The sequence below is a fragment of the Bradyrhizobium sp. LA2.1 genome, from assembly GCF_040547725.1.
Lineage (GTDB): Bacteria > Pseudomonadota > Alphaproteobacteria > Rhizobiales > Xanthobacteraceae > Bradyrhizobium > Bradyrhizobium barranii.
In genome coordinates this window covers 134,608-148,262 of sequence record NZ_JBEPQI010000014.1, presented here as the reverse complement: position 1 = coordinate 148,262, position 13,655 = coordinate 134,608, and the positions used below count along the sequence as shown (strand labels likewise).

Here is a 13,655-nt window from a genome sequence, read left to right as displayed (position 1 = left end):
CGTGCCAGTCCGGAGGCGTCGCCTCAAGCTCTGCGTTCCCAATTCATATGTACCTGACCGGCAACAGCTTTTTGGCTGGAACCGCCTATAGCTTGGTCATCCGATGACTCGAAGTTCAGCGCGCGCGCCGAACAGACCAAGGTTGGGATTTAATCATGAAGAAGTTTTTGCTCGCTCTGACGGCATTGGCGGCGATGACCGGTTCGGCCGCGGCGGCTGACCTTGGGGCCCGCCCCTATGTGAAGGCTCTGGCGCCCGCGCCCGTCCAAAGCTGGACCGGCTTCTACATCTTCGGCGGCGGCGGCGGCGGTCTGTGGTCCGCTGACAGCAACATCCAGAGCACTGGTGTTGCTGGAGGGTTCGGTGCCTTCGGACCGGCGGGCACCGCGATAACCCGCGATACGCGCCTGGGCGGCAGCGGCTGGTTTGGAACCGTCGGCGCCGGTTACGATTGGCAATTCAACGGCCGTTGGGTGGCCGGCGTCTTTGCTGACGGACAGTTCGGAGACATCAGTGGCTCGCTGACCGACCCCGCCTTCTGGCAAACGGAAGGCCGCCAAAAGCTTCGCACCAGCTACACGGCCGGCGCGCGGTTAGGCTATCTCGTTGCGCCCAATGTCCTGTCTTACGTCAACGCCGGTTACTCGGGTTCGGAATGGTCAGGCACGTCTCAGACGTTTCTGGGTGTGGGACCGGGCGCCAGTACCGCGACGCAGACGACCACTGGCTCCTTCCACCGCGATGGCTTTTTCGTTGGCGGTGGCGTCGAGAACAACCTCGACATTTTCGGAATTGCTGCGCCCGGCTGGTTCATGAAAACCGAATACCGTTCGGCGTACTATGACCGCATTTCCCGGCCCACGACGTTTGCTCCGGGCAATAATTTCGGCGCGCCGGCGGTGGGTCTGACGGGCACCGCAATTACCTTCAAGCCCTGGGTCCAGACCATCAGCACGTCGCTGGTCTACCGCTTCAACTGAAGCGCCCCAACTCCTGAGACAGGTCCTGATCCAGTCTGGTTAGACGTCAAAGCCCCGGCATCGTCCGGGGCTTTTTCGTTGCCGGATTGTCAGCGGCCGACGCTCGCCTTCAGAGATCGGTACGCCTCTCCAAGCCGGCTCTCGATCCCCGCCCAGTCGGCCTCGGCGATCGCCTCGCCCCGCGCATCGCGAAACGCCATGGCCTCTGCCCGCGCGATGCCGAACTGCCTGATGCCGGAATCGTCCGCGCTCTTGCCGTAGGTCAGCGCCGTCACGCGTGCGATGGTGAGGCCATAGTCGCGCGGGTCCGCCGCCTCGCGCCGCGCCTGCCACCAGTCAAGCTCGAGACGGGCGGCCTCGTGCGCGTCGAATGCCACAGGCGCGGCCGATGCAAAATCCCGGTAGTATCCAACGAGCGCTGGCAGGGCCGCATCGGCCTCCGGTCGTGACCGCGTCGGCTGGAACGTCCTGGCGGCCCCGGCGGCGCCGAGCGCGATCTGCAAGCTTCCTAGCGGCGAAAAGCCGAACTGCGTCCGCGTCGATTCGTAGAGATGATAGAACAGCGCGGCATAGCGCCTGTCGTAATAGTCGCGCCACATCGCGGTCTCGAGCCGCGCCATCTCGGCCGGATCGAACGCCCGCAGATCCGCACGCCGTGGAATGACGGCATAGGCCGCCACCAGTGCGGCCGCAGCCGCGATGCCAAGGGTGCTACCAAGGATCATCTTCCGCACGGACATGGATCCTCCCAGCGGCCCTGCATCCGCAGCCATTGTATCCAAACCGAAGCTACGGCTAGTCTGGCGGGAAGTTTTCGTGACAAGCGGCGATCGTTGATGCCGTAGGCCACGACAGAAGCAAACCAACGGGGAGGAATGCATGCGCAGATTTCTGCTGATCGCAGGCCTGTTTGCCCTTGCCGTCGGGCTGCTCTGGATCGGACAGGGAACGGGCACCGTCGCCTGGCCGCGGTCGAGCTTCATGGTCAACCAGTTGCAATGGGCCGGCTATGGCGCAGCCATGGCCGGCTTCGGACTGGTCCTGATCTGGCAGAGCAACCAATAGAAGAAACCAGGGAATACAAATATGACATCCAACCGGTTCGATCTCCGCGGCAAAGTCGCGATCGTCACAGGGGGCAATGGCGGCATCGGTCTTGGCCTCGCCCACGGACTCGCCGATGCCGGCGCCGATATCGCCGTGGTCGCACGTAACGAAACCAAGTCGGCCGCTGCCGTTGCCGATCTCAGAGAGCGCGGCGTGAAGGCGATTGCCGTCACCACCGACGTCACCGACAAGGCGGCGGTCGCGGCCATGATCGACCGCGTCGTCAAGGAGCTCGGCCGGATCGACATCCTCATCAACAATGCCGGCATGAGCATCCGCAAGCCGCCGCACGAGCTCGAGCTCGACGAGTGGAACAAGGTGATCGACACCAACCTCACCAGCGCTTTCGTGTGCTCGAAGCTGGCCTATCCGGCGCTGAAGGCGTCGGGCAACGGCAAGGTGATCAATATCGGCTCGATGATGTCGATCTTCGGCGCGAGCTTCGCCACCGCCTATGCGGCAAGCAAGGGCGGCATCGTGCAGTACACGCGCGCGTGCGCCAATGCGTGGGCGCCCGACAACATCCAGGTCAACGCCATCCTGCCGGGCTGGATCGACACCGACCTCACCCGCGGCGCGCGGCAGCAGGTCTCGGGACTGCATGAGCGCGTGCTGGCGCGAACGCCCGCGGGACGCTGGGGCGATATCGACGACTTCGCCGGCATCGCCGTGTTCCTCGCCTCGCCCGCCTCGAACTTCGTCACGGGCACTGCGATCCCCGTCGACGGTGGATTCTCCGTGATGGCGTAAGCTTGCCCCGCGGTCGACGAAAAAGCCCCGGCAGATGCCGGGGCTTTGAAAGCTCTCACGTTCGGAGAGATCAGTACCTTGCGACGACGGCCGAGGGATCGAAGCGGTAGTTGACGCCGACGCGCACCGCATCAACGACATGGCTGAACGATACGTCGCTGAGTCCGTGGGGCAGAAATAGGCAAGTGCTATTTACCTACTGCACCCTTATGCACCGTCACGGTCAGTTTCCGGAGATGACCATCCGCTGCGCCGTCCCGCCCGTGGCGACAACGACGCGCGAATCGGCAGAAAAAAGCCCCGGACGGAGCCGGGGCTTTCAGTTGTTGGCAGTACTTTTTTAGCTTCGGTCGTTTGTTGACGTGCTCAGTAGCGCGCGATGACCGGTGCGTCGAACTTGTAGCTCGCGCGCACGACGGCCCACTGGATGTCGCGCGGCTTGGCATCGAAGGTGTAGTTACCCGAGGTGCCGCCGAGCTGATAGGTCTGGCTGCCGAAGGCCGCGTAATTGTACTCGAGGCCGACGATCCAGTTGCGGGTGATGCCGTATTCCCAGCCGGCGCCGACGGTCCAGCCGTTGGCCCAGTGGGTCTGACCGCCCGAGCCGGTCGAGGGCGCAACGGTGTCGCTGACGTTGAGACGGTTGTTCACGCCGGCATAGCCGCCCTTGATGTAGAACAAATTGTTCTGCACGGCGAAGCCGGCGCGGCCGACGACGGTCGCGAGCACGTTGGCGCGCCAGGTGAAGATGTCGTCAGCGGCGCCGAAGGCGGTGTTGACGACCGTACCCTTGTTGTCGAGGCCGGAGATCGTGCCTTCCATGCCGAACACGTAGTTGTTGGCCTGCCAGTTGTAGCCGATCTGGGCGCCGCCCATGATGCCGGCGCCACGCTGGCGATAGCCCTGGCCCGGAACGAGATCGCCGAACGGCGCGCCGGTCCCGTTGTTGATGAACTGCTCGTTGGTCCATGCGCCACCGATGTGGCCGCCGACATAGAAACCGGTCCAGTTGAACAGCGGCTCCGCATAGGCGGGCGCCTTCATGTAGCGCGCACCGAGATCGGCGGCTGAAGCGGCGCCGGTCGAAACCAGAGCGGTCGTGCAGGCGAAGGCGGCAATCAATTTGTTACGCATGGTACACCCCGTGTCCTTTGATGGGTGCACGGTCACACGCAGGTCTTACTCAAATTTGAATCAAGAAAGTTAAGACGCCGGATTGGCAAGCGGCGCGACGTGAATCCGTTTGCGCTGTTGCGCGCACGCAACGCGCGGCGCGCGATTTAACGCCGCGTTATCCCTACCGACCTCCTGCACTACGACGCCGGCGCGGCCTTGGATTGCACGTGCTCGGGCCGCACGCCGAGCGCAATCAGGCGCGCCGGAATACCCTGGAGCCATGGCAGCGCAGTGATCAGGCGCACGACCAGCGGCACCTTCAGCGGCCGATCGCCGCCCTGCAGGGCGCCGCTGATGATGTTGTTCTGCACGATCACCTGCATGCGCTGCGTCATCCTCACCGGGAATTCGCGGCGTCGGCGCACGGCATCGAGTTCATTCTCGGTTGGGCAGCCGTGCCGAAGCTTGTCCGCCAGCAAATTGGCGGTCGCAACTGCATCCTGCACGGCGAGATTGACGCCGACGCCGCCGACCGGCGACATCGCATGCGCGGCATCGCCGATGAGAAGCAGGCCCGGCCGCGTCCAGCGCGCCAGGCGGTTGATCGCGACGGTGAGCAGCTTGACGTCGTCAAAGCCCTTCACATCGGCCATGCCGGATCGAAGGATCGGCGCCATGCGCACGACGTCGTCGAGCAGCGCCTGCAATCCCCTCGCCTTCACCGCCTCGTATTGTCCCTTCGCGATGACATAGGCGCACTGCCAATAGTCGCCGCGGTCGAACGTGACCATCATCTTTCCGGGCTCGATGCGCGCGAACAGGTTCTCGGTCTCGTCCGCCTTGCGGCCGACGCGGAACCACAGCACGTCCATCGGCGCGCCGATCTCCTCGACGCGGAGCCCCGCACGCTCGCGCACCGTCGAATGCCGGCCATCGCAGGCAATGGTGAGATCGGCTTCGATGTCGATCGGCCCATCCGGTGTCATCGCGCGCACGCCGGCGATGGTCTCGCCGCGACGGATCAGATCGACGGCTTCCGTATTCATCATCACCTTGAGCGAGGCGAAGCGCTGGCCGGCCTCACGCAGGAAATTCAGGAAGTCCCATTGCGGCATGAAGGCAATGAACGGGTACTTGGTGCGGAGCCGGCGGAGATCGGCGATCCGCACGGGCGTGCCGCCAAACAGGCCGTCCATCATCTGCAGGCGCTGGTGCGGCAGCTTCAGGAACCCATCGATCAGGCCGAGTTCGTCCATCACCTGGAGCGTCGAGGGATGCACGGTGTCGCCGCGAAAGTCGCGGAAGAAATCCCCATGCTTCTCCAGCACCACGACGTCGATGCCGGCGCGTCCCAGGAGATAGCCGAGCATCATGCCGGCCGGCCCGCCGCCGACGATGCAACATCGGGCTCTCACGGAGTGACGCACGGTGTGCTCTGGGGTATCAGATTCCGTCATCAACTGCTCGCTTACAACTTTAGTACTCTGTGCGGTGCAACAAGCCGGAATTGGTTTGCCGCAATGCCGAATGGCCAGTAGCGTTGCTGATAATTTCGATTGATTTCAGGATGATCCCGCGTTGCGCACCATACTGATAGTGCTTGGCATCTGGCTGCTGATCAACGTGCTTTTCGTCGTGATCATGCTGCCGCCGCGCAAGCCGCGGAAGCCGGATCCTCAGGACGCGGGCACACTCGCGCCGGCACGGATCGACCAGAACGGCTATCCGTTCGAGGAACAGGAGAAGGTCCTGCTTCGCCATGTGGTCATCTCGATCGCCATGGGCACGTTCTTCTCGCTTGCGCCGCCCTTGATGGAAGCAATCGACTCCATCAAGCGCTACATCGGGAAGCGTCGCGGCTAGTTTCCCGCGCCAACTGCGCTCGCCGCCCAACAATGGCAGACCGCTCAGTTGTTGCTGCGGTTCGCGGCCCGAAAACTCTTGATTTCCGACACGCTGCCATCGCGGTAGGTCAGTTCCACCGAGACGAACTGGGTAGCCGGGGCAAGCTTCATGTAGAGCGGCATGCCGGCACTGATCGCGCTGGGATCGCGCATGTCGCAGCCCGGCATCTTCAACACCTGGTTCGGAACGGCGGTGTCGATGCCGATGCGCACCTCGCGGATGGCGCAGCGGTAGGACACGAGGTGCGTGTAGTAGACGAGCAGCCCATTGAACTCGCGGAATGACAGCCAGCTCGTCGCTGTCATGTCGAGGATCTTGCGCTGGTCGCGGAAGAGACCTAACCCCTTGGCCTGTCACGACAAGTCAGTCATCTCAACCGCAAACGACCGTCGCGAACGGTCAAGGAGATGCAAGTGGCTAATAGAGGTGATGGCCTCGGCTATAGGTGGCTCTTGGACCACCGATCTTACCCTCATGAGGAATGGTGTCTGATCTGGCCCCTGTTCCGACATGCCAATGGACGCGGCGTCGTAGGTCTCAACGGAAAGACTTATCGTGCCCATCGGATGATGTGCCAACTTGCGCACGGCGAGCCACCGACCCCAGAGCATCAGGCAGCTCATAGCTGCGGCAATGGGCACTTGGGCTGTGTTAATCCAAAGCACCTCTCCTGGAAGACGGCCTCCGAAAATCTAATGGACTGCGCCGCCCACGGGACGCACCCCAAAAGCAGGTTCGGGGCAAAGGGTCAGTTTGACCCCTCCCAGATCGACGAGATCCGGGAACTGCTCAAAACTCACACCCACCGAGAGATTGCAGAGATGTTCGGGGCCAACCAGACCACGATCGGCAACATCGCAACCGGAAGATTTTACTCTGGGCCCAGGAAGATCAAATTCTGGACTCAAGAGGAGGATGACAAGATACGCGATTGCGTCAAGCGCGGCTTAAGCTTCCGCGAGATGGCGAAGGAAATTGGCAGACCGGAGGCGGGCGTTACCGGCAGGGCATATAGGTTGGGCCTCAAGTCGGGCCGGCCCGCAACAAGAGAGGATTACAGCTCTGTCCGGCGCTATCTGGCCGAGCGGCACTCTCTCGCGCTTCGACAGGGAGATTCCCGATGAAGCTCAAACAATACTGCGTCACCGTGATGGATCACTGGACCCCGATGCGGGAGTTCTGGACCTACCGCGGCGCTCTTGAATTTCGGGACATGCACCTTGGTTGCGCCCATCTGCATCAATGGTTCGGCGGGCGATGGGTTGAGGTGCTCGGTCCCCCAGTCAGGCAAGGCAAATGATCATGACACACGAAGAAGAGATCGAGGCGATCAAGCAAGCCACCTTCGACAAGTTCAAGGGCGCCAATCGCGTCTGGATCGTCGAGGATTACGGCAGCGGCTTCATGGTCCACGACTGGACGCCAGAAGGCGTTGCGCCGCCCATGAGCTACCCGACCCTGCGCAAGGCTGCATCCAGGCTCTTGCAGCTATTCGGGATCGGCCCGGTCGCGCCGCAGACCTGGCCGGAGGAAGCCTGCGTCGGGTCGATCACCACCGGCACAGATCAGTAGTCTGCCTTCAGGAGGATAAAATGTCGCTTCACCCGGTAGCCCTGACGATGCTTAAGGCGGTCCAAGTGGCCTACCCGGAGGCCGTCACCATCGCGCCCAAAGATGCGACGGACGAGACTGCCCTGAACCAACTCCGCGACGCTGAATATGTCGAGCTTTACGACATGTGGCCGAATGGAGATTGCCGCTGGCTGATCACGCCGCTCGGCAGATCCCGGCTTACGAATGGTCAGTTGGGAGGCGAGACGTGATAAAGTGGTTAGCTTTGTTCTTTGCGATGCTTGCGCTTTTTTGCGCCGCTGACGAACGTAAGGTGCGGTCAGAGTTTGATACCGTAGAAGCCAGAGTGAAGGCCTTGGAGCGCGCCCAATGCGTCATGATGGTGGTGCTGACGCCTGGGGGGCAATCTACAATTTGTGCCCCGAGCTTTTGACCGATCAGTTGTTATGACAACGAGGATGACATGAAAAAGATAGGAGTGTTCTTAATGGCTGCGTCTCTACTAAGCGCGTCGGCCGTGGCGCAATCAATGAGGCCGGCGCCTGAGGGCCTGAAGGACGATGCCGGCAACTCTTATGTTGACCGGAAAGCCCGCGCTTTCTTGATCCTGGCTCCAAAGATCGGCGAGGATAACGCTAACCTTGCCATCGCCCTGATCCTCAACGAGGGGCTTCAGATTGTCGGCGAACGGAAGCCGTAGTCTCACTTTCACAGTTGAGCAGGGAGTATTTATGATGCACTCGTTATCCGGCTTCTTGGTTGCGCTAAGCGCTGCCATGGGCTTAGGGGTTGGTCTTGTACACATTGGCTTTGCGCTGACTGAGCCGTATCCCCGAAACATTTGGGATTGGTATGTAGTGGCAATGGGGATCGGGATGTGTGTCATGGCCTTCCCGGCCGCTCTTGCGCTTGCGCGATCCTAAGCGAAGAGTCCCGATGAGAGAAGAACCCACCATGAGCGGCTGGATTGATGAGGTCGATGACGGCTGGGTTTATGGCCGATACGGCCCCGAGGGCCTAACCGGATTTGTCATGCACATTCTCGACGTACCGGAATGCCAGCGTGTGGACTTGCAGCCGGGAAGCTACTTCACGTTCGTCAACGGCAACTATCTGCTGCTGCACAAGACGATGTGGTCGTCCCACGCTCTGGAGCAGGCCGCAATCACGGCGCAGCGGCGCTACGAGGCATTGAGGTGGGACCGCCCCACAGTTGGGCAAGGAGTGAAAGTGAGGGAATGATGGATATTGATAAGATGCTGAGGGAGCGAGAGGCCGTCAGAGACCTCGAAACCATCCCCGTGACCAGGGGCCAGCTCGTGCAGCTTTTGGTCCGGCTGCACTTAGCTGAGGGGATGAACTACAAGCAGGCTGAGATTCACGCCCGAACGACGGTTGACGCCACGTTCGCACACTTGCGCATTCCCTGAGACATTCCCCATGACCGTCCGCATCGTCCCGCACAGCCCGAAGGGTATCCCCGACACGGGAAGCTTCGAGGTACGGTTCAGCGACGGGCGGGATTCGGTGTACTTCTATTGGGACGATAACGCCGGTCGCCGCGCGATCTCAGGCCATGTCGATCAGGAGACCGCCAAGAAGCAGGCGCAGGAGTTCGCGAGGAAGGAAAGCAAATGAGCATATCGAAGCAAAAATTCATCGCACAATATTGCAGGCGATCTGGTCTTCAGCAATATCAGAACGAGGACGGATATCGCGTCGATGGCTGCGAACCAGAGATCGCGGTGACATGCGATTGCGGCGAGGATCTGTGTCAGGGCTGGCAGATGATGAGCCAGCACACCTTCGATGCGTGGGAAAAGACCGCTCCGGGCCGCTTCAGAACGTCGTAATTGTCCCGCCCCCTGCCCCCGGCGTCTGACCACCACCAGGCAGGAAGTTCCTCGTCTTGATGGTCGAGGTGTTCGAGGCGAGCAGAGATGTGGCCGAGACCGCCGAGCGGCAGTTCTGTAGCCACATAACGGCGGTCGCCTGCGTCTGGAAATCGGTCGGGGTGGTCGCGCCGCCGTGGCTAACATCGCCGAGGCTGTCATGGGCATACGTCCCGAGGCACCACATCTGGTTGCCGTTGATCGGGATCACGTTGGCCCCGTAGTTCCCATAGTACTCACCGTTCACATCGATGCCGATCGCGTTGTCGTGCGATGTGAGGCCGTTGCACGATTGAACGGTGTCCCGGCCGTTGTTGTAGCCCTTGCAGTTGATCGTGAGGGTGAACAGCGCAGGCGTTCCGCCGGGCGTCCAGTGCGTGTTGAAGCCGTCCGCTTCGTTCTGGGAGCCGATGCAGTTGACCAGCGCAGCCAGCCCGGTCATGTAGTCGAGCTTCCAGCCGTTGACGTTCGTGGCGGAATCGCCGGCGTACTGAGCCCGGCAGTTGACCGCGATGAAGTTCATGGTGGCGGCGGCAGTACAAGCGACGGCAGCAGCCGTACCACCCTGGAACGCGAAGCCCTTGAGATAGACGTCTTTCGACGTCCCATCCTGCACGAAGTTCGGGGTGGCCTTCAGCAGCGCACGAGTGTTGGCGTTCGTCACCGCGTCGTTGTTGGTGCGATGCACGTAGATGTTTGTCGTAACCTGCGCCCACGAATTCGGGGTGCTGTTGCAGGTCGCTGCGTCCGCGACCTGGACCATGCGGAGGTAGTCGCCATTCGCATCCGTGGCGCTGACGTCGATGATCTGGGAGACGTTGGAGCGCGCGGCGACATAGCAGTTTGTGAAGGTCCCGTCAGGCGTCCCCGGCCAGGTCAGCGTAGATCCGATCCAGCATTCCACCGTGCCTCCGGTAGCCACATAGGCCGCCGGCTGTGTGTTGGGGACCGGCGTGCTGGTATTGGTGAAGCCGTTCTCTCGGGGATAGCCGCCAGTAATCGCCGCGACCGAGACGTTGAACGGCACAGCAGCGGCATTCCCGAGCTGCGTTGCCTTCCAGATCGACTTGACGGCTGTACCGAGGCTCGTTCCGTTCGCCGCGTCGCTGCCCGTGCTGCCGTTGACGAAATAGGTCGGGCCGGCGAGTGCCGCAGTGGCATAGGATTCAGGGACAAAGTTGGTCGTGAAGGCATAGGGGCCGGTCTGGCGGACGCTCAGGGGATATGTTGCAAACGGCCAGTTGAAGCCGGAGGGCGGCAAGGTGCTCGCTCCCCCAAGGACAGCGCCAGAGCGGCCGAAACCACCGCGAGCGCCCTCCCTTCCGATCCCGAAAGCATGAGCTTGGCCGATGCCAGCTAGGGCAGCAGCCCCCGTCAACAGTTCGCGACGGTTCATGTCAGGGCGCCGCGATAACAGAGACGGTTGCACCCGGTTGGACGCCCACATATTCCGGGCTGAGCGCCGGGAGGAGCATGCTCGAGGTCGTCGCGGTGCCGCCTCCCTTTATGGCACTTTGCACCTCGCAAACTACCCTGATAAATCGAGTCTGGCTGCCAAATGCCGCTGAGGTTTGTGCCGTTCCGCCGCTAAGATCCAAAGTCGATTGGTCCACGAGAGATGGCAACGCAGCGATTTGCGCGGGCACGCCTCCACTGTTTGTAGCGGCTAGCACGCCGAATTCCGAAATCCAGCATCTTGAAGCGGCATTGGCAGCGGTTGCGAACAGCGCAAAGAGGGCCGCCGCAAGAATCGACTTACGAAGCATTGGTAGTCTCCAGTTGTGAAGGATCGGGCTAGAGCCCGCAGCGACGCCGGACCTCGGCGATTTGTGATTTGGTGTAACCGTTCTTTTCCGCCAGCTTTTCAGCCTCAGCGGAGCTGCCGGCGTAGGCGATGAAGGCCCGTGCCTTCCAGCATGGGATTTGTTCGGAAGACCATGCCGGGCGCGTCGTGAGCAGGATCATGACGGCGATGAGAACGAAGATTGCGGAAGCCATCAGCATGAGGAATGCTGTGGTGCATCGCTTTACGTGCGGCATCCGCTAGCGCTTATATTCGCCGTCGACATTGCCGCGGCGTGGCTCCTGTATGAACCCCTCCCCGCGCCGAAGTTCGTCGTACCACTTCATCAAGAGGTCAATCTTCATCTCTTGGATGGCAATTTTCTGAAGCGTGTCACTGAACGCCTTGAACTCGGTCTTCATTTCAGTGAACTCTTTCGAGAGGGCATTAAGCGTCATCTGATCGCCGGCCTCTTTGCCGCCTCTGTTGTACAGGAAGGCGGCGGCCACCATGATCGCCCCTCCCATCGTGAGGATGTCGCCAAGCTTCACCGTCCATTCGAAAGTCAGTCCCATTCCGTTAAGCTCCTAGAAATCCGCCGATTGCTAGGATTGCCCCAGCCTGTGCTATGGTGTCCGCCACAGCGCGGGTTAGGCTCGTTGAGGCGGTTGCCGCCGTCTCAGCGGGCCGCTTACTTATTTCTTGGACGCCGCCGCGATAGCATCCGCCTTCGCGTGCAAGTTCCGCGAAAGTGTGTTGGCGTCGATGACGAGCGCCTGGATTTTCTCGCGTCCGAACCAGATGAGCGCCCCGCCGGCAACGAAGCCGGGAATGCCTGCAAACCAAACCATCTCAAGTTCCTTTCGTTGTGATCGTGGGCTGAGTGACGGCCAGCGTGGCCGCCATTTGCTGCTTCCCTCGGAGCATCATCCGGTCGCCGAACCAGAAGCCGATGATCGCGCCGAACATGGCCTGTGTTTCGGCGGGCCAAAGCAGCTTGACGAGCTGCCCGAGGTCATAGCCGCTGTTCACTCCATAGATGAACAGGCATACTTCTAGCGTGAGCCACAGATGGAAGAAAACAAGGGTAATGTAGGGCCGAACGAACACGGCCAGCGCATCCACAAACTTGTTGCCAGAAGCGCCGTTACCAAAATTGTAAATAGCGTCTGCCTGTCGAATATCAGCCTGAGCGTTAGCGAGATCGACCTGTAGAGCCACGCCTTCCTTCTGAGCCTGGCGCTGCTCTTGGGCCATTGCGAGCTGGTGAGCATTGGTCTCTTTCAACGTGAGCCATTGGATAATCGCAGGGACCATGCCAGCGAGCGCGCCAAGGATGGCCGGGAGAGCGGCGAGAAAAGCGATCATGACTTGTTCGCCAAATTCTGGATCGCTTGATCTTTAGACGCCGAACCGGACGACGACCCAATCCAGTAACCAACGACCGCCGTAAAATTGGTGGCAAGAGCGCCCAGAAGGATGGAGAGAATTTCCGGCACGGCCGCGCCATCAAGCTTGCGCGTCATATAAAGAACGGTGACGCCAATAAATCCGACGACGACAACCGCCGAAACTACCACCCTGCCCCAGTCGTTGAGCATCAATGCACCTTTGGTTTGAAGAGATCCAAGACCCTGCCCCAGAAGGTCGGAGCGAGGTCTGCATGTGCCTGCGTGCCGGGAGGCGGCAGGACGATATCAGGCGGGACAGGCATGGTCGGAACCGGCTTGCCGGCTGCAAGCGCCTTGTCGAGCGCGGCGAACGTCTCCGGCCCGACCAAACCATCCACACCGATGCCAGCCGCTAGCTGGAACGCGCGGACGGCATTCCTCGTGGATGGCCCCACGATGCCATCGAGAGCCAGCTTCGGGCTCGCTCCCAGCCGGTTGAGGCTGTTCTGAAGCCACATGCCGTCCCGCACGGGCTCCTTGGCGGGTTCGATCGGCCGGGGCTGGATCTGCGGCGCCGGGCCATCGAACTTGATCGACGGGTCGAGCTCCATCATGACCATGATCAGGCCGGCGACGCCGAGTTGAGCATCTACCTTGTTCGGGTCATAGACGCCGTCCGCGACGTATTTTCCCGATTTGTATTGATCGGTCCCGCTCCAGACGTAGGCCGATGGCACGCCCTTGTTGGCATAGCCGACGCCGTTGAACCGCTCCAGGTTCGTGAGCATACCGCCAATGCTCCAGTCCTTCAGCCGGGCTGCGTAGGGCGAGCACTTGACCAGAGCGTCTACAGCGGCGTCCTCGAACGACTGGAACGGTCCCCTGCCAGCCGGAATGTGCGTCGAGACCCGGTTCCACGGATCGCCCTGCGCAAGGCTTCGACTAAAGTCCTGTGAGGACTCCCGATAGTGGCTGACCGCGATGAAGACCCACGCGATGTCAGGCATGCCGGCGGAACGGGCGATGGCGAGATAGCGGCCCTTGTTCGCTACAGCCACCCTCGCGGGTTTCGTGAACTCAGCTTCGCGGGTCAGTTTGGCTTTCGCCCAGCGATCGGCGTTCGCCCGTGTGAGAGCGTTGAGGTCTACCATTGGATTTC

General features: G+C 61.4%; 24 protein-coding genes and 1 pseudogene. 13 read left to right on the top strand and 12 right to left on the bottom strand.

All coding sequences use genetic code 11. The features are described 5' to 3' along the window. The first annotated feature begins 155 nt into the window (after positions 1-155). Positions 156-980, top strand: a complete 825-nt coding sequence (locus ABIB95_RS26485; RefSeq protein ID WP_063983510.1) for an outer membrane protein — start codon at positions 156-158, stop codon at positions 978-980. A gap of 89 nt (positions 981-1,069) precedes the next feature. Here the strand turns inward: ABIB95_RS26485 and ABIB95_RS26480 are convergent, their stop codons facing one another. Beyond that, entirely contained in the window at positions 1,070-1,720 is a 651-nt protein-coding gene (locus ABIB95_RS26480) for a hypothetical protein (RefSeq protein WP_354243507.1), read from the bottom strand. Positions 1,721-1,859: 139 nt separating this feature from the next. Between ABIB95_RS26480 and ABIB95_RS26475 the strand changes: the two genes are divergently transcribed. Beyond that, on the top strand, positions 1,860-2,045 hold the full coding sequence (locus ABIB95_RS26475; protein WP_007609848.1) for a hypothetical protein: 186 nt from the start codon (positions 1,860-1,862) through the stop codon (positions 2,043-2,045). Between the two features lie 21 nt (positions 2,046-2,066). Continuing rightward, positions 2,067-2,837 (top strand): SDR family NAD(P)-dependent oxidoreductase, encoded by a 771-nt coding sequence (locus tag ABIB95_RS26470; RefSeq protein ID WP_063983511.1) that lies wholly within the window; start codon positions 2,067-2,069, stop codon positions 2,835-2,837. 366 nt (positions 2,838-3,203) lie between these two features. On the opposite strand, the gene ABIB95_RS26465 is transcribed toward ABIB95_RS26470, so the two are convergent. After that, entirely contained in the window at positions 3,204-3,971 is a 768-nt protein-coding gene (locus tag ABIB95_RS26465) for an outer membrane protein (RefSeq protein WP_071914298.1), read from the bottom strand. A 179-nt stretch (positions 3,972-4,150) separates the two neighbouring features. Beyond that, complete coding sequence (locus tag ABIB95_RS26460) at positions 4,151-5,410, bottom strand: FAD-dependent oxidoreductase (protein ID WP_354243505.1); 1,260 nt, start codon at positions 5,408-5,410, stop codon at positions 4,151-4,153. A gap of 121 nt (positions 5,411-5,531) precedes the next feature. On the opposite strand from ABIB95_RS26460, the gene ABIB95_RS26455 reads away from it, so the two are divergent. Next, a complete protein-coding gene (locus ABIB95_RS26455; RefSeq protein WP_354243502.1) occupies positions 5,532-5,816 on the top strand; it encodes a hypothetical protein in 285 nt (94 codons plus the stop codon). 44 nt (positions 5,817-5,860) lie between these two features. Here the strand turns inward: ABIB95_RS26455 and ABIB95_RS26450 are convergent. Continuing rightward, positions 5,861-6,193, bottom strand: a pseudogene (locus ABIB95_RS26450) (caspase family protein); the annotation flags it as partial. A gap of 360 nt (positions 6,194-6,553) precedes the next feature. On the opposite strand from ABIB95_RS26450, the gene ABIB95_RS26440 reads away from it, so the two are divergent. The 9 genes from ABIB95_RS26440 (at position 6,554) to ABIB95_RS26400 (ending at position 9,283) form a co-directional block, all read left to right on the top strand. Beyond that, positions 6,554-6,982, top strand: a complete 429-nt coding sequence (locus tag ABIB95_RS26440; RefSeq protein WP_354243676.1) for a hypothetical protein — start codon at positions 6,554-6,556, stop codon at positions 6,980-6,982. Further along, positions 6,979-7,158 (top strand): hypothetical protein, encoded by a 180-nt coding sequence (locus tag ABIB95_RS26435; RefSeq protein WP_354243500.1) that lies wholly within the window; start codon positions 6,979-6,981, stop codon positions 7,156-7,158. The genes ABIB95_RS26440 and ABIB95_RS26435 overlap by 4 nt, the downstream gene beginning before the upstream one ends. A 2-nt stretch (positions 7,159-7,160) precedes the next feature. Beyond that, entirely contained in the window at positions 7,161-7,430 is a 270-nt protein-coding gene (locus ABIB95_RS26430; protein WP_354243497.1) for a hypothetical protein, read from the top strand. A 20-nt stretch (positions 7,431-7,450) separates the two neighbouring features. Continuing rightward, positions 7,451-7,681 carry a hypothetical protein gene (locus ABIB95_RS26425; RefSeq protein WP_354243495.1) on the top strand — a complete coding sequence of 77 codons (231 nt, stop codon included), beginning with the start codon at positions 7,451-7,453 and terminating at the stop codon, positions 7,679-7,681. A 212-nt stretch (positions 7,682-7,893) separates the two neighbouring features. Then, a complete protein-coding gene (locus tag ABIB95_RS26420) occupies positions 7,894-8,130 on the top strand; it encodes a hypothetical protein (protein ID WP_354243492.1) in 237 nt (78 codons plus the stop codon). A gap of 254 nt (positions 8,131-8,384) precedes the next feature. Further along, the gene (locus tag ABIB95_RS26415) at positions 8,385-8,672 is read left to right on the top strand and encodes a hypothetical protein (RefSeq protein WP_354243489.1); all 288 of its coding nucleotides are present in this window, start codon (positions 8,385-8,387) and stop codon (positions 8,670-8,672) included. Beyond that, entirely contained in the window at positions 8,669-8,860 is a 192-nt protein-coding gene (locus tag ABIB95_RS26410; protein ID WP_354243486.1) for a hypothetical protein, read from the top strand. The genes ABIB95_RS26415 and ABIB95_RS26410 overlap by 4 nt, the downstream gene beginning before the upstream one ends. 10 nt (positions 8,861-8,870) lie before the next feature. Continuing rightward, complete coding sequence (locus ABIB95_RS26405; RefSeq protein WP_354243484.1) at positions 8,871-9,068, top strand: hypothetical protein; 198 nt, start codon at positions 8,871-8,873, stop codon at positions 9,066-9,068. Beyond that, positions 9,065-9,283 (top strand): hypothetical protein, encoded by a 219-nt coding sequence (locus tag ABIB95_RS26400; RefSeq protein ID WP_354243482.1) that lies wholly within the window; start codon positions 9,065-9,067, stop codon positions 9,281-9,283. Before ABIB95_RS26405 ends, ABIB95_RS26400 begins: the two co-directional genes overlap by 4 nt. On the opposite strand, the gene ABIB95_RS26395 is transcribed toward ABIB95_RS26400, so the two are convergent. The 8 genes from ABIB95_RS26395 to ABIB95_RS26360 form a co-directional block, all read right to left on the bottom strand. Beyond that, complete coding sequence (locus ABIB95_RS26395) at positions 9,270-10,583, bottom strand: hypothetical protein (RefSeq protein WP_354243479.1); 1,314 nt, start codon at positions 10,581-10,583, stop codon at positions 9,270-9,272. The two genes, ABIB95_RS26400 and ABIB95_RS26395, sit on opposite strands and share 14 nt — an antisense overlap. A gap of 136 nt (positions 10,584-10,719) precedes the next feature. Next, a complete protein-coding gene (locus tag ABIB95_RS26390) occupies positions 10,720-11,088 on the bottom strand; it encodes a hypothetical protein (RefSeq protein ID WP_354243476.1) in 369 nt (122 codons plus the stop codon). 28 nt (positions 11,089-11,116) lie between these two features. Beyond that, complete coding sequence (locus tag ABIB95_RS26385) at positions 11,117-11,326, bottom strand: hypothetical protein (RefSeq protein WP_354243473.1); 210 nt, start codon at positions 11,324-11,326, stop codon at positions 11,117-11,119. 39 nt (positions 11,327-11,365) lie between these two features. Continuing rightward, positions 11,366-11,680 (bottom strand): hypothetical protein, encoded by a 315-nt coding sequence (locus ABIB95_RS26380; RefSeq protein WP_354243471.1) that lies wholly within the window; start codon positions 11,678-11,680, stop codon positions 11,366-11,368. A gap of 120 nt (positions 11,681-11,800) precedes the next feature. Further along, on the bottom strand, positions 11,801-11,956 hold the full coding sequence (locus tag ABIB95_RS26375; protein WP_354243469.1) for a hypothetical protein: 156 nt from the start codon (positions 11,954-11,956) through the stop codon (positions 11,801-11,803). Between the two features lies 1 nt (position 11,957). After that, complete coding sequence (locus ABIB95_RS26370) at positions 11,958-12,473, bottom strand: hypothetical protein (RefSeq protein ID WP_354243467.1); 516 nt, start codon at positions 12,471-12,473, stop codon at positions 11,958-11,960. Beyond that, entirely contained in the window at positions 12,470-12,706 is a 237-nt protein-coding gene (locus tag ABIB95_RS26365; protein ID WP_354243464.1) for a hypothetical protein, read from the bottom strand. The genes ABIB95_RS26370 and ABIB95_RS26365 overlap by 4 nt, the downstream gene beginning before the upstream one ends. Then, a complete protein-coding gene (locus ABIB95_RS26360) occupies positions 12,706-13,647 on the bottom strand; it encodes a peptidoglycan-binding protein (protein ID WP_354243461.1) in 942 nt (313 codons plus the stop codon). Before ABIB95_RS26360 ends, ABIB95_RS26365 begins: the two co-directional genes overlap by 1 nt. Positions 13,648-13,655: the final 8 nt, after the last annotated feature.

Excerpts from the sequence above, each read along its gene's own strand:
- ABIB95_RS26365 (WP_354243464.1), bottom strand. The coding sequence starts at position 12,706 with ATGCTCAACGACTGGGGCAGGGTGGTAGTTTCGGCGGTTGTCGTCGTC.
- ABIB95_RS26380 (WP_354243471.1), bottom strand. The coding sequence starts at position 11,680 with ATGGGACTGACTTTCGAATGGACGGTGAAGCTTGGCGACATCCTCACG.
- ABIB95_RS26460 (WP_354243505.1), bottom strand. The coding sequence starts at position 5,410 with ATGACGGAATCTGATACCCCAGAGCACACCGTGCGTCACTCCGTGAGA.
- ABIB95_RS26410 (WP_354243486.1), top strand. The coding sequence starts at position 8,669 with ATGATGGATATTGATAAGATGCTGAGGGAGCGAGAGGCCGTCAGAGAC.
- ABIB95_RS26430 (WP_354243497.1), top strand. The coding sequence starts at position 7,161 with ATGACACACGAAGAAGAGATCGAGGCGATCAAGCAAGCCACCTTCGAC.
- ABIB95_RS26465 (WP_071914298.1), bottom strand. The coding sequence starts at position 3,971 with ATGCGTAACAAATTGATTGCCGCCTTCGCCTGCACGACCGCTCTGGTT.
- ABIB95_RS26360 (WP_354243461.1), bottom strand. The coding sequence starts at position 13,647 with ATGGTAGACCTCAACGCTCTCACACGGGCGAACGCCGATCGCTGGGCG.
- ABIB95_RS26390 (WP_354243476.1), bottom strand. The coding sequence starts at position 11,088 with ATGCTTCGTAAGTCGATTCTTGCGGCGGCCCTCTTTGCGCTGTTCGCA.
- ABIB95_RS26480 (WP_354243507.1), bottom strand. The coding sequence starts at position 1,720 with ATGTCCGTGCGGAAGATGATCCTTGGTAGCACCCTTGGCATCGCGGCT.
- ABIB95_RS26370 (WP_354243467.1), bottom strand. The coding sequence starts at position 12,473 with ATGATCGCTTTTCTCGCCGCTCTCCCGGCCATCCTTGGCGCGCTCGCT.
- ABIB95_RS26385 (WP_354243473.1), bottom strand. The coding sequence starts at position 11,326 with ATGCTGATGGCTTCCGCAATCTTCGTTCTCATCGCCGTCATGATCCTG.
- ABIB95_RS26475 (WP_007609848.1), top strand. The coding sequence starts at position 1,860 with ATGCGCAGATTTCTGCTGATCGCAGGCCTGTTTGCCCTTGCCGTCGGG.
- ABIB95_RS26415 (WP_354243489.1), top strand. The coding sequence starts at position 8,385 with ATGAGCGGCTGGATTGATGAGGTCGATGACGGCTGGGTTTATGGCCGA.
- ABIB95_RS26435 (WP_354243500.1), top strand. The coding sequence starts at position 6,979 with ATGAAGCTCAAACAATACTGCGTCACCGTGATGGATCACTGGACCCCG.
- ABIB95_RS26400 (WP_354243482.1), top strand. The coding sequence starts at position 9,065 with ATGAGCATATCGAAGCAAAAATTCATCGCACAATATTGCAGGCGATCT.
- ABIB95_RS26420 (WP_354243492.1), top strand. The coding sequence starts at position 7,894 with ATGAAAAAGATAGGAGTGTTCTTAATGGCTGCGTCTCTACTAAGCGCG.
- ABIB95_RS26405 (WP_354243484.1), top strand. The coding sequence starts at position 8,871 with ATGACCGTCCGCATCGTCCCGCACAGCCCGAAGGGTATCCCCGACACG.
- ABIB95_RS26440 (WP_354243676.1), top strand. The coding sequence starts at position 6,554 with ATGGACTGCGCCGCCCACGGGACGCACCCCAAAAGCAGGTTCGGGGCA.
- ABIB95_RS26485 (WP_063983510.1), top strand. The coding sequence starts at position 156 with ATGAAGAAGTTTTTGCTCGCTCTGACGGCATTGGCGGCGATGACCGGT.
- ABIB95_RS26425 (WP_354243495.1), top strand. The coding sequence starts at position 7,451 with ATGTCGCTTCACCCGGTAGCCCTGACGATGCTTAAGGCGGTCCAAGTG.
- ABIB95_RS26470 (WP_063983511.1), top strand. The coding sequence starts at position 2,067 with ATGACATCCAACCGGTTCGATCTCCGCGGCAAAGTCGCGATCGTCACA.
- ABIB95_RS26375 (WP_354243469.1), bottom strand. The coding sequence starts at position 11,956 with ATGGTTTGGTTTGCAGGCATTCCCGGCTTCGTTGCCGGCGGGGCGCTC.